General features: G+C 49.4%; 7 protein-coding genes. 4 read left to right on the top strand and 3 right to left on the bottom strand.

Annotated features, from left to right (window positions below; genetic code table 11):
* Positions 1-104 precede the first annotated feature (104 nt).
* On the bottom strand, positions 105-3695 hold the full coding sequence (locus tag EPD17_RS13795) for an FG-GAP-like repeat-containing protein (protein WP_132055093.1): 3591 nt from the start codon (positions 3693-3695) through the stop codon (positions 105-107).
* A gap of 360 nt (positions 3696-4055) precedes the next feature.
* On the opposite strand from EPD17_RS13795, the gene EPD17_RS13790 reads away from it, so the two are divergent.
* From EPD17_RS13790 to EPD17_RS13775, 4 genes are all read left to right on the top strand, one after another.
* Complete coding sequence (locus EPD17_RS13790; protein ID WP_132055091.1) at positions 4056-5399, top strand: vanadium-dependent haloperoxidase; 1344 nt, start codon at positions 4056-4058, stop codon at positions 5397-5399.
* A 605-nt stretch (positions 5400-6004) separates the two neighbouring features.
* Entirely contained in the window at positions 6005-9082 is a 3078-nt protein-coding gene (locus EPD17_RS13785) for a SusC/RagA family TonB-linked outer membrane protein (RefSeq protein ID WP_240040625.1), read from the top strand.
* A 10-nt stretch (positions 9083-9092) separates the two neighbouring features.
* Entirely contained in the window at positions 9093-10976 is a 1884-nt protein-coding gene (locus EPD17_RS13780) for a RagB/SusD family nutrient uptake outer membrane protein (protein ID WP_132055087.1), read from the top strand.
* 12 nt (positions 10977-10988) lie between these two features.
* Positions 10989-11669 carry a DUF3823 domain-containing protein gene (locus EPD17_RS13775; protein WP_132055085.1) on the top strand — a complete coding sequence of 227 codons (681 nt, stop codon included), beginning with the start codon at positions 10989-10991 and terminating at the stop codon, positions 11667-11669.
* Positions 11670-12114: 445 nt separating this feature from the next.
* On the opposite strand, the gene EPD17_RS13770 is transcribed toward EPD17_RS13775, so the two are convergent.
* Both EPD17_RS13770 and EPD17_RS13765 read right to left on the bottom strand, forming a co-directional pair.
* Positions 12115-13275 (bottom strand): Gfo/Idh/MocA family oxidoreductase, encoded by a 1161-nt coding sequence (locus EPD17_RS13770; RefSeq protein ID WP_132055083.1) that lies wholly within the window; start codon positions 13273-13275, stop codon positions 12115-12117.
* A 2-nt stretch (positions 13276-13277) separates the two neighbouring features.
* Complete coding sequence (locus EPD17_RS13765; protein WP_132055081.1) at positions 13278-14177, bottom strand: sugar phosphate isomerase/epimerase family protein; 900 nt, start codon at positions 14175-14177, stop codon at positions 13278-13280.
* Positions 14178-14227: the final 50 nt, after the last annotated feature.

Below are 14227 nucleotides of genomic sequence, written 5' to 3'. Positions count from 1 at the left end.
TATAAGAAATGGAGCTTACGGTTTTTGATAAAACAAAAGATGCCGATGTATTTCGGCATCTTTTGTTTTATACACGTTTTTAAAATGGAACGGGCATTCCAGATTTATTGCGCCACCTGCACCGTCCTGGTTTCTGCGCCCTTGCCATCAAAAAATGTAATGGAGCGAACAGTATTTTGATCAATAGCAATTCGCCTTGTGGATTGGGATAAAAATCCGGAACCGTAATACAATTCCACCCGCTGCTTTTTGCCATTTTTTAAATGAAGCGCTGCCCACAATTCGTTTTGCTCCGGTGCAATCCAGCGCAGGTTTCTTCTAGCAGCCGATGGTTGAAAGGCAAGTAAGCTGTCGCTGTTTTGCCCCGCAAGAAATAAGGGCTGGCCTTCTTTTGTGCCAACCGTCACCAACGACTTTCCATCACCGGCAACAAAAAATCCGCTTTGTGCTGCGGTTGTCGATGCAAATGTACCGTCTCCATTTCCATGCAACAACAAACCGTTGAATGCATCATGCCGGCCGCTGCCTGGCTCCATACCAAAATCATTACCCACCAGTGTTAAATCCAGGTTTCCATCACCATTTACATCTGTAGCCACCATGCCAAATACAGGCGCCGTTTGCGCTGCCAGTGGGAGTGGCGTTATTTTAAATATTCCGCCTCCCAAGTTCTCGAAATAACATGTTGCCATATGGTTGGCTTCAAACGACAATGCATCGGCCCGGGCCTGCTTGGGCCACAGTTCATCTAATGATGCAAAGCCAAACGATTTATACGTTGGATAGGTTTTGCGAATTGAAACCAACTGGCTGCTCAAGTCATCTTTTGTGTGCATGGGAAATGGCTTGCGTTGGCCATTGGCACCCATCATGTAACAAAAAACCATCGGGTCCAGCTTGCCGTTATTGTCAAGGTCTTTTGCCAGCAACAGCATCGGTTCTTCCTTCGTCCCTTTATATGTAGAATTCAACCCCAGGTTGCCCGCTACATAATCCATGTCGCCATCGTTGTCAAAGTCGCCGGCCACCAGGCTGTTCCACCAACCTTTGGCTTGTTCAACACCTGTATTTACCGCGGAAAAACCGCTACCTGTATTTTGTAAAAAAGTTACTGCGATCCATTCGCCGGTGAGCACCAAATCAAATTTACCGTCGCCATTAAAATCGGTCCACAGTGCATCGGTCACCATACCGATCTGCTGCAACTGCGGGCAATACTTTTGGGTAACATCAGTAAATTTTCCGCCATCGTTTTGCAGCAAGAAACTTTGCGGCGACACGGGGTAGGAGCCTGATGTGCTGCGGCCGCCCACGAACAAATCGAGGTCGCCATCGCCATCCCAATCAAAGGCTCTGACGCAGGAAGCGTTGGCTGTTTCCTTAGGTAATGCCGATGCATCCCACGTAAAATGTCCATTGCCATCGTTGCGGTATAGCCGGTCCTGGTTGCCGGGATTGTTGGGTGCAAATTCATACGAACCACAGGCCGTATACAAATCAAGGTCGCCATCACCATCGGCATCAAAAAGCAGCACACCCATTTCTTCGGTTCGGCTGTTGTCTTCAATCAAAAAACGGAACGCTTCTTTATTAAACCGGCCCAACGAATCCTGCACGTAAAACACGCCGTGGCTGCCCGCAGGTGCCGCAACATAAAAATCTTCAAGGCCGTCGTTATTGATATCGCCCACCGCTATGGCAGGACCAAACTGGCTTAACTTATGCGGCAGCGTAGGTTGTATGTTATAATCGACTGCATCCTTTTCCTGGTGTTTGTAATCGATGCCGAGTTGTTTGCTTACTTCTTTAAAAATTGAGGGCAACGTGGTGGCTATCGCCGGCACAAAAGCAGCCGCTGCACTATGTTCCAAAGTGATGGTGGTATTGACGCCAACACCTTCCATGCGGCTCTTTCTTCCATCGGGCCAGTGCACTACTATTGAATCGATGCGGGAAACAGCACCCAATCCAAAATGCGCTTTTGCATCGACGGTGGACAAGTAGCCGCGGGCCGGTTGGTGCTCATAATAGAGTTGTTTGCCGCCAAAATAAAGCCGCACTTTTGTACCGTATGCATTGGGATTGGCCGTTGCACCTTTCAGCGAAACGGCAAGAAAATTACCGCCACTTTTGTTCAGCGTGTTTTCATAAACAAACGCGGCTTCGTTGATGTTGTTGATTAATATATCCAGGTCGCCATCGCCATCCAGGTCTGCATAAACAGCACCGTTTGAAAACGAAGGATGTTGCAAACCCCATTGCCGCGTTGCATTTTCAAACATGAACCCTTCTTTGTTTTTGAATGCATAGTTGGCTACTTTCACCACCGGCAACGCATCCACCATTTTTAGCGAAGTGTTCATGGCACCGGCACCTTGCCCATTGTCGTAGGAGATATAATCCAAATCGGTCACATCGCGTGGCAGACCATTGGTGATGATGATATCGCGGTAGCCATCATTGTCGAAATCGGCCACCAGTGGCGTCCAACTCCAATCGGTTTCATAGATGCCGGCCATCAAACCCACATCGCTAAACCGCGGCTTGCCGGAAGGAGTGGGGCCCGAGTTTAACTGAAACACATTGCGTACATACTGGTGTTGGTAGCCGTATTTTTTGCTGTTGAAATAATTGTAATATTCATTGCCCATCAACATGCCTTTTTTGCGCAGGTTGGTTTCGGGCAACATATCCAGCGCCACTACATCTACATAGCCATCGTTGTTGATATCGGTAATGTCGGTACCCATAGTGTACCAACTGGTATGTTTAAAATATTCGGCGATGCGGTCGGTAAATGTGCCGTCACCATTATTGATGTAACAAATATCATTGGCCACAAAATCGTTGCTCACATAGATGTCGGGCCAGCCGTCAAGGTTGATATCGGTGATGGAAGCAGCGTGGCCCCAGCCTTCCAGCAAAATGCCGGCTTCCTTTGAAACGTTGGTAAAAGTGCCGTCGCCATTATTGCGGTACAACCGGTCGGTATTGGCGGCCGTGCCGTCGGTAAGCTTCGGCCGAAACTTGATGGGCGTTTTAGGATCGTCCAGTGTGTTGGTGAGCAGGAACAGGTCGAGGTCATTGTCCTTGTCGTAATCAAAAAAATATCCTTGTGTGCTGTATCCCGTATCGGCTATGCCGTACTGCCGCGCCATTTCTTTAAATGTGGGGATGCCTTGTGCATTGGTGCCTTGGTTAATATACAGCAGGTTGGTGCGCTTTTGCGGCTCTTTTACAAATGTGGCCGACACATAGATATCATCCCAACCATCTGCGTTTACATCGGCTACCGATACGCCGGTGCACCAACGGCCACCACCACCAACGCCTGCGCTGTTGGTAATGTCCTGGAACTGCAGTGCGCCTTTATTTAAATACAACTTATTGCTTACCTGGTTGCCCGAAAAGTATACATCCGGTTTTCCGTCGCGGTTAAAATCGCCGATGCCCACACCACCGCCATTATATATATAGGCTTCGTTGAGGATGTTGAGCTGGTTGTTTTCAGTCAATTTATTATTGAACGTGATGCCCGTTTTGCTGGCGGGCAACAACCGGAATAACGGCGTAGCTGTTTGGGCTTGTACGTTAGAAATTGAAATTAATAACGCAAGGATGAATACAAACAACCTCCGTGCATCGCGGGAACAGCATAAAAAGCGGAGAAATTTATTGTTTTGCAAAAAGATCATAGGTGGCAAGTTTGTACAACGTTGGATTCAGGAACAAAAGTCCTTAATGTTACCGAAAATTGAACGAACGCACCAAGTTAGTGCGGGTATCGGTTAAAATTTGCAAAGTTTGGAGCGTGGTATTGTTGCAATATTGTCGGCGGCAATGGCTTTTGGCTTAAGTAAAATCCTCAACGAATTATATTTTTTTAACGGGCAAATTGCATTTCACAGGTAAAGCAATGCACAATTTAAAATTGATTTCAAATTAAAAGAGGTGAATGTTTGTAAAGAAATAAGCAGCGATGGATGACATTTAAAAAAATCCGGCCGGCATTGCGCCGCACCCTTTTCCTGAATATTGCTTTAATTTGAAATTGTATGAACCGCGTTGCTGCCATCATAATACTCCTGTTTTTTTGTTTGCCCGTGTTGGCATTCAATCCGCCCGGCTGGCAGCAAAAGGCGCAAAACCCCGAGTTCCTGCATCGCTCCATCAAGCAGCTTACCGACATCATGGTGCATGATATTTATGCACCGCCCGTGGCCAGCCGCACCTATAGCTATGTTTCCATCGCCGCTTATGAAGCCGCAATCTTTGACCAGGCCGGTTACCGCACTTTAGCAGGCCAGGTAAATGGGCTTACCGCATTGCCCAAACCCGCGCAACCACAAACCGTATGGGCGCCACTGGCAGCGGTGCACAGCCTACTGCTGGTGGGCAAAACCATGGTCATTTCGGAGGCGCGGCTGGAAGCCTTTCACCAGAAAATACTGGGTGAATTTAAAAAAACGGGCATGCCAAAACCGGTGTACGACAGTTCGCTGGCCTGGGGTGCACAGGTGGCGCGGCACATCATTGCCTGGAGCCAAAAAGACGGTTACCGAGAGTCGCGGTCGTTTCCAAAATACTCGGTAGACGAAGCAGACCATACCTGGAAGCCCACACCGCCGGCTTATATGAAAGCCGTGGAGCCCAACTGGAGCAGCATCCGGCCATTCATTATGGATTCGGCCGGGCAGTTCCGTCCCGTGGCGGCCGATGCATTTGCAACGGAAAAAGAAAGCAAGTTTTACAAGGACGCTCATGCCGTGTGGCAGGCAGGGAAAAACGCGACGCCTGAACAAGTGGCCATCGCTAATTTTTGGGATTGCAATCCTTATAAAATGAATACCCGCGGGCACGTGATGTTTGCCACTAAAAAAATTTCGCCGGGTGGGCACTGGATCAATATTACCGCACTGGCCTGCCGAAAGGCTAAGACTAACTTTACAGCCACCGCGGAAGCATATGCCTGTGTGGCCATGGCTATTGCCGACGGTTTCATTAGTTGCTGGGATGAAAAATATCGCAGCAACGTCATACGCCCGGAAACGTATATCAACCAATACATCGATCCGCAGTGGACGCCGCAATTGCAAACGCCCCCTTTCCCTGAATACACCAGCGGCCACAGCGTTATATCGGGTGCCGCTGCCCTTATGCTCACCAAGTTATTTGGTGCCCAATTTTCTTACGCCGACAATACGGAAGTGGAGTTTGGCTTGCCGGTGCGCCATTTTACCTCCTTTGAAGCAGCCGCGCAGGAAGCGGCCATCAGCAGGTTTTATGGCGGCATTCACTACATGCCCGCCATCGAAAATGGTATGACCCAAGGCAAGGCCATCGCGTCATTTATGCTGCAAAAAATTGCCACCCGCACTGATGTTGTGGTGGGCCGGTAAAAAAGCATTTCATTAAAAACAAAGCCTGGCCAAATCTTCGTAGCTTGATAAAAAGAGGAGCAGAAATTTCCACTCATTCCCGCATGTCTTTTTATTTAACCGTGGATAACATTTCCATTAAAAAATTGGTAAAAAAATTTTTTAGTGTAAAAAAGACATTTATCTTAGTTATCCCAAGCCGGGCTACAATACTTGCGTGTAATTTTTTTGATTGTTTGATACCGAAAGCCAACCGAAAGGGCGGCTGTTGTGATGTTTGGTCTACCAAAGCGACTGCCAGTGAAACGGGTAACAGTGCATAGAGAATACCAACATTAGATCGCTGTACAACTGATACGGTTAATTGCTTTGTTCATATAAACGTTTGCTTATGCTATTGAAACCACTCCGCCAGGCGCTGCCCATCTATTTTATGGTGCCTCCCACTTAACAGCTGACGCCAAAAGCAGATCAGATGCTTTTCTGCGCTTCTTAATTATTTTATTTTAAACCAACTTGCCATGAAGCATTGCTTGCCGCCATGGAAGGTCAAACCTTCCAACAGGGATCCCTTTGCCATATGCTTACCAAAGGGCCGAATTCTCCTGCTCCTTCTGTTTTCATTTTTGACAGGACAACTATTTGCACAAAATGCAACCGTGCGGGGCCGCATCACTTCCCGCGATTCAGCGCTGGCCGGCGTTACCGTTCAGGTAAAAGGCACTAACACAACAACACAAACCGACGACAACGGTAATTTTTCCATCAACGCTCCAACCAACGGAACGCTGGTGTTTTCGTCGGTGGGTTATTTAACTTCCGAAGTACGCATCAACAACCAAACACAGATCACTTTAAGCCTGGAGCCATCCGTTGGCAACATGAACGAAGTGGTTGTGGTAGGTTATGGTACGCAACGAAGAGGATCAGTAACCGGTGCGGTGAGTAGTATTAAATCATCCGACCTTACCCGAACACCGGCCACCACTACCTCCGGTGCACTGGTGGGCCGAACACAGGGTGTAACGGCCCGTGCCACCGACTCGAGGCCGGGTGGCAGTGTAAACCTGCAGATCCGCAACATGGGCGCCCCGCTGTTTATCATCGATGGGGTTCCTTCCGATGCAGGCCAATTTAATAACCTGGGCATCGACGACATCGATAACATTTCCATTCTGAAAGACGCATCTGCGGCCATTTATGGTTTGCGTGCGGCCAACGGTGTAGTACTTGTTACTACCAAAAAAGGTAAGTCGGGCGGTAAGCCGGACATCAACGTTTCGGGCTATTATGGTTTGCAAAACTTCACCAATTTTCCAAAGCCACCGGATGCTGCTACCTATATGCGCGGCCTTGCCTATTCGAACCAAAACCGCGGCATTGCTAACCCTGCCAGCATTACGCCAGAAGAGTTGGCAAAATGGGACGCCGGCACCGAAAAAGGTTACCAGAGCTACGATTATTACAAGGAAATCATGCGGCCAAATGTGCCCCAGCACTACATCAATGCAAGTGCATCGGGCGGCTCGCAAAACAGCAAGTATTATTTCTCAGTAAGTAATGTGGACCAGGATGCCTTGATGAAGGACTTTAGTTTTCAGCGTACCAATATGCAAGCCAACCTAGAAGCGGGTTTGGCTAAAGGTTTGAAAATTGGAACACAAATTAGCGGCCGTTACGAAAAGCGCCGCCAGGCAGGTGTGCCCGGTCTGGATGACTATTTCAACCCGATGCTGTCCATCTTTACCATGTGGCCAACGGAACGTCCTTATGCCAACGACAATCCACGTTACGTAAACGGCGATGTGCACAACATCAACGTAAACCCTGCCACTTATAACATGGATGTTACGGGTTACACACGTGACGACTGGCGTGCCATCAAGCCGATTTTCACGGCGCAATACGATCTGCCTTTTGGCCTGTCGTTGAAAGGCACTTATTCCTATAACTACACCACGCAGATGCTGGAAGAATTTGAATACACATACGATGCGTATTCTTACAATCCAACAACAGACCAATACAATGTAGTGGGTGGTAACCAAAACCCATGGCGCCGCAAACGCAGCCAGCACATCCAGGAAAATTTTGCGCAGCTGCAGTTGAACTACAACAAGCAAATTGGCGATCACTCCATTGCAGCCGTTGCAGCCTATGAAAAGTATGATGTAAAGTCGGAGTGGCTGGAAACCGGTTCGCTGCCGCAAAACAACACGGTGGCCATCGTTTATTTCCAAGATCAAAACCGCCTCGACCAGCGTTATAGCGAAGCAGCCCGTGCGGGTTATATTGGCCGGATCAACTATGGCTACAAACAAAAATACCTGATCGAAGCCCTGGGCCGTTACGATGGTTCTTACCTCTATGCAAAAGACCGCCGCTTTGGCCTGTTCCCCGGTGTAACCGTGGGCTGGCGTTTATCGCAGGAAGAATTTATGAAAAACGTAACCGGCAATGTGCTGAGCGATCTGAAGATCCGTGCGGGCTACGGCGAAACCGGTAGCGAAATTGGTTTTGCTAACGGTGATGGACCAACGCCTTTTGGCTACCTGCAAGGATACGACTACGCCAGTGGATCGGCAGTGCTCAACGGAACACTGGTTACCGGTGTACGTCCACGTGGCCTGCCTGTAACCATGCTTACCTGGGTTACCAACATTTCCCGCAACGTAGGTGTTGACTTTGCTTTATTTAAAAACAAACTGTCTGGTACCGTCGATGTATTTGAACGCCGCCGCACTGGTTTGCCGGCACAACGCAACGACATCCTGCTGCCTGTAGAAGTTGGTTATGGATACCCTAATGAAAACCTGGAAAGCGATGCGATCCGTGGTATTGAAGGTATTCTTACCTATTCCAACAATACCGACTATGGCTTGTCGTATTCACTGAGTGCCAACGCCACTGTAGCACGCCTTAAAGTGCTGGGCCGTTACAAGCCACGTGTAGGCAACTCGTGGGATGAATACCGCAACACCGCTGTAAGCGAAGACCGCTGGGCCAGTGTAAACTTTGGCTACCAGGTTGTGGGCCGTTTTCAAAGCCAGGCCGAAATTGATAACCACCCGGTTAACAATGATGGCCAGGGTAACCGCACCCAATTGCCCGGTGATTTTATTTATGCCGACGTAAATGGTGATAAGATCATCAATGGTTTGGATGAACGCCCCATTGGTTATGCTGAAGGTGCAACGCCTTATATGAGCTTCGGCTTCAACTCCACTTTTGGCTACAAAGGTTTCAACCTGAACATCGACCTTGCAGGTGCTACCATGCAATCGTACCGCCGCGAGTTTGAAATGCAGATTCCTTTCCAGAACAACGGTGCTGGCGTTGGCTACCTGATCTCTGATGCATGGCGCAGGCAGGATCCGTTTGATGCCAACAGCGCATGGATCCCTGGCACTTACCCTGCCGTTCGGAAAGATTTCCCCGGCCACGTAAACAACCGCAAGAACGACTTCTGGGTAGTGAACGTGTCTTATATCCGTGTTCGCAACGCACAGTTGGGCTATACTGTTCCGAATAAATACCTCGATCGCTTCGGCATCCGCGGTTTGCGTTTCTATGTACAGGGCACCAACCTGCTGAAATTTGACAACGTGGACCAGTACGAGATCGATCCGGAAATTTCTTCTACCAATGGCCTGGTGTATCCACAGCAACGCCTGTACACATTTGGTTTTAATCTAAACCTCTAATCAAAGCGACATGAAAAACATAGTAAAATATTCGATCGCTTGTGCATTGGCGTTATCCATGTCGGCGTGTAAAAAAGACTGGCTGGACCGTCAATCGCAAACCCTGCTGGTAAACGAGCAGGTAATGAACGATCCAAAGCTGATCGTGGGTTTGCTTGCCAACTTTTACGACCGGCTGCCAACCGACGCATCGCTCACGAGCCGCTGGCAGCAACACACAGCATACGACGATGCAGTATGGTCGGGCGGGGGCAATGCCGGCGACGAGGAACGCAACAACATTGTGCAGTATGCCACGGACCGCTGGAGGATTTACGACTATGCGCTGATCCGCGACATCAACCTCGCCATTGAAAACATGAACGCTGTGGGCAACAGGCTTACTGCCGATCAAAAGCTACAGTTTGAAGCAGAGTTCCGTTTTCTGCGGGCATACAATTACTTCGAAATGGTGAAGCGAATGGGTGGCGTACCCATCATCACCACGCAGTTGTTGATTGATGACAAAGGTGATGTAGCTGGTTTGCGCAAGCCGCGCAACAAAGAGGCGGAAGTGTATGATTTTATCGCCAGCGAAATTGATGCGATCAAAGATGTGATCGGTAATACCGGGAGCCCCACACGTGCCAACAAGTACACTGCACTGGCGCTGAAATCGAGGGCTATGTTGTATGCGGGTTCCTTGGCTAAATACAACAACCAGCTGCCTTCGCCCATTACTTTGCCCGGCGGCGAAGTAGGCATCCCGGCTAACCGTGCAGCCGATTATTACCAAAAATCGTTGGATGCTTCGAAAGAGATCATCAACAGCGGCAGGTATTCGTTGTACAACGGCAACCCCAATCTTGGCGAAAACTTCTTTGAAGCCATCACCAAAAAAGTGGGCAACCCGGAAGTGATCTTTGCGCAGGATTTCCTGCAAACCAAAGGTCGCAACCACGCCTTTAGTTACGACAACATTGCCCGTTCGATCCGCGAAGACAACCTCGGTTCATCAGCCATTGCGCCTACGTTGAACCTGGTGGAAACCTACGATTTCCTGAATGGCGACGCCGGCACTTTGCGCAACCGCACTGCCGACAACAGCGACTACATTTACTACGATAACATCAGCGACATTTTTGCAAACAAAGATGCGCGGTTATACGGCACCGTTATTTACCCCGGCACTTCGTTCAAAGGTTCGCCGGTACAAATACAGGCCGGTGTAATGGTGTGGAATGCTGCCACCAACAGCTACCAAACTGTGGAAGGCAACCTGGGTTCTATTTACGGTACGCCCACTTTCCCCAATGGCGATGGTGGTTTGCTCACTGGTGCTTCAGGCCCGCAGCGCTCCGCACAGGATGTGTCAAACACCGGTTTTTACCTGCGCAAATATGTTGACCCGGCGCCGCAATCGAGCAACCGCGGCCGCCAGAGCGACATGTGGTGGGTACGGTTCCGCCTCGGTGAAATTTACCTGAATGCTGCCGAAGCTGCATTTGAATTGGGCAATACGCCGGAGGCGCTTACCTACGTAAACACGCTGCGCAAACGTGCAGGTTTCCCCGACAACAGCCTCACCACTTTATCGATCGATAAGTTGATCAGCGAAAGAAGGGCGGAGCTTGCGTTTGAGGACCACCGTCTTTGGGATTTGATCCGTACTCGCAAGGCAACCGAAGTTTGGAACGGCAGCACTACCAGCACAACTGCCAACCTGTATGCGTTGTATCCCTACCGCATTGTTCGCCCCGGCGACGCTGCACGGCATAACAAGTATGTGTTTGTAAAACTGGTGGCGCCACGTTTCCGTACGCCGCGGTTCTTCCAAATCCAGAACTATTATATGTCGATTCCGCAGAACGCCATCGACGCCAATCCGCTCATTGTTCGTAATCCTTTCCATTAATTGTATGTCATCATGAAAAGAAATATTTTTTCCATAATAGGTTGCGCAGCCATGTTGCTTTTTTCGAGTTGTGAAAAAGACAACTATGATGCACCTGCCTCAACGCTTACCGGGAGGGTAGTGTACCAGGATCAGCCGCTTGGTGTACGTTCCGATGGTGTGCAGTTGGAGCTCTGGCAATCGGGCTACAGTTTGTTTACCAAAATACCGGTGTATGTAGCGCAGGACGGCACTTTTTCAGCTTCGCTGTTCGACGGTAATTATAAGCTGACCCGCCTGCGCGGTAATGGTCCCTGGGCCGATAACACCGATACGATCAATATACAGGTGAAAGGTGGTACTACCGTTGATGTGCCCGTTGATCCTTATTTCGTGATCCGCAACGACAACGTGCAGCGGAGCGGCAATGCCATCAACGCCACGTTTAATATTCAACGGGTAAATACCACGAAGGACCTGGAATACGTTCGGTTGTATGTGGGCCAAACCATGATCACCGACCAGGTGCGAAATGAAGGCAGCGCCACTAAAATGCGTGCTGATATAGCCGACATGTCGCAGCCGGTTACCTTGAGCGTTAACGTTCCCGGATCGATGGCTTCGAAAGAAGCGGTGTATGCACGCATTGGTGTAAAAACCGTAGGTGTAGCGGAACTGCTGTACTCGCAGCCCGTTAAGATCAATTTAAAATAGCATTTGTTGCTGCAGCCCATAGCAGCAGCTCAAGTTGCAATCGTTCTCACGGCCCGGTGTTTTCACACCGGGCTTTTTGTTTGCTTAATTAGAATAATCGACATCGATGTTTAAAATAATATTGCTTTTACTTACTGGAAGGTTTTTATCGACTTTATTTTAGATTTTCGATACCAAAGATGTGCTTGCAATTTTCGGGTTGTCATGCCGAACTTGTTTCGGCATCTCCGTTAACCTTCGGAGTCTATTAAGAAAAGAACCGATCAGCCGTTCTAATCAGCAACTGTATTTACAAGGGGATGCCGAAACGAGTTCGGCATGACAGTACCCGCAATCGATGATTGTTCACAGTAAGCTAGAAAGGAGTACCATTATATTCCTGCATTTTTTTGCATAAAAAAAAGACCAGCAAATTGCCGGTCTTTTTCATTTATAAAAATCCACATTAAGAAACTACTTCGTTAGCAACCGCGCTGCTTTTGCTCAACGTAAACGAAGGCAGTGGTATTAGTTTTCCACCTTCCATTGCCGATTCATGTGCCAGTATACCAACACAGGTAATGTTCGCAGATTGCCGTGCATCGGGGAACGGTGCACGTTTTTCAACCAGTGCACTTACAAACTCATGCACGAGGTGCGGATGCGACCCGCCATGGCCTGCGCCTTGCACAAAGGAAAGGTGGGTTTGTTCATCGGTGTCGTACACGCCTTTGGTAGTAAATCTTTGGATGGGCTCGGGCAACAGGTGCGCATAGTCGGGTGCCTGCACTTCCTCAGGAATTTCGGGCTCCGGCTTTTTGGCGGTATGCACCACCAGCGGCTTGTGCTCAATCAGCGGCCACTCCACCGACTTTTTAGAACCATATACTTCAATGCTTTCGCGGTACTGGCGGGCCACATCAAATAGGGAGCGGTATACATGTGCGCTGAGGTCGGAACCTTTGAACTTGATGTGTGTGCTTTCCACCGCAAACGGCGAATTATAATGTCCGTGCAACTCTTCGCGGATGGTGCCCGATCCGAAGCAGGAAACATATTCGGCTTCTGCGCGGGTTAGTGCCAACACGGGGCCTACGCAATGCGTGGCGTAATGCATGGGAGGGAGGCCGGGCCAGTAATTAGGCCATCCGTCCATATCCTGTTGGTGGCTGGCTTTCAGGAACTGCACTTTACCCAGTTCGCCGTTGTCATACAGCTCTTTCATAAACAGGAACTCACGGGCATACACAACCGTTTCCATCATCATATAGGTCAGGCCGGTTTGCTCCACCAGTTCTACAATCTGGCGGCAGTCTTCCACCGAAGTAGCCATGGGCACCGTGCAGGCAACGTGTTTGCCCGCCTTCAATGCCTTTATAGATTGCGCCGCATGATCGGGGATGGGCGTGTTGATGTGGACTGCATCAACATTCGGGTCTTTCAGCAATTCGTCGTAATCGGTATAACGCACTTCAATGCCGAAGTGATCGCCTACTTCGTTTAACTTTTGCTCATTGCGTTGGCAAATGGCATACATGTTTGCATGCGGATGACGCTGGTAAATGGGAATGAATTCAGCGCCAAAACCAAGCCCGATAATGGCAACGTTGATTTTTTTTGGTTCCATGTCTATGGGGTTAAAAGTATTGTTTGATTGGTGGTTTGTGCAGCGCCGGCCCATTGTTTCAAAAAGTGCAGGCCTTCTGCTGCAAATTGGTCTTCGCTGTCGGCCAGTGGGTGCCAGATGCACACAGCCGCCGCCAGCTCTTTGTTGTTGGGTGTAAAGCTTTCAATGGAAACGGCACCGTTGTATCCTACCGCTTCCAGTCCGCGGCGCCATGCGCCCCATGCCGTGGTGCCGGTGCCCGGAATGCCACGGTGGTTTTCGGAAACCTGTAAGTGAATAAGCCGGTCGCCAATGAGGCGCAGTGCGGCTTCGGGGTCACGTTCTTCAATATTGCTGTGAAAAAGATCAAGCATGATGCGGGCCGCGGGATGGTTAATGTCATCAACCATGCGGCACACATCTTTTGCTGTATTTACCAGGTCCGATTCAAAACGATTGAGCGGCTCCAGCGCAATTTGCAGGCCTTTTGCTTCGGCCATTTCGCAAACGGTGCGCAGATTTTTTACCGCCAGGTTCCATTCTTTTTCCCGCTCTTCGGGCGGCAGCATGCGGGCCTTACCCACAGCCGAATACATGGGGCCGGCAAAAAAATGTGCGCCCCATTGGTTGCAGAGGTCCATGCACTGATCAATGTAATTGAAACAGTTCTGGTGCACTGCAGGATCTTCGTTGGTGAGGTCGCGGGATGGGCCAAAGGCACCGCAAACAATGGCACGCAGGCCATGTTCGTTTAACGCTTCACTTACCGCTTGTGCGTCGATCAACGCCGGGTCTTCTACGGCAATTTCTACCGCATCGTAGCCCATCGCTTTGATTTTTGGAAAAAGCACCGCAGCACTTTCGGTGGTAAATGGCGAGGTCCAAAGCCATGTGCTCACCGCGTATGTTAAGTCTAAACTCATGTTGCCGGTTGATTAGGTTTTGTAAGCAAAAATGTTCGCTACAATAATGC

The organism is Pseudocnuella soli (assembly GCF_004347775.1).
GTDB lineage: Bacteria > Bacteroidota > Bacteroidia > Chitinophagales > Chitinophagaceae > Flavisolibacter > Flavisolibacter aquaticus.
This window is presented reverse-complemented; position numbering and strand designations above follow the sequence as displayed.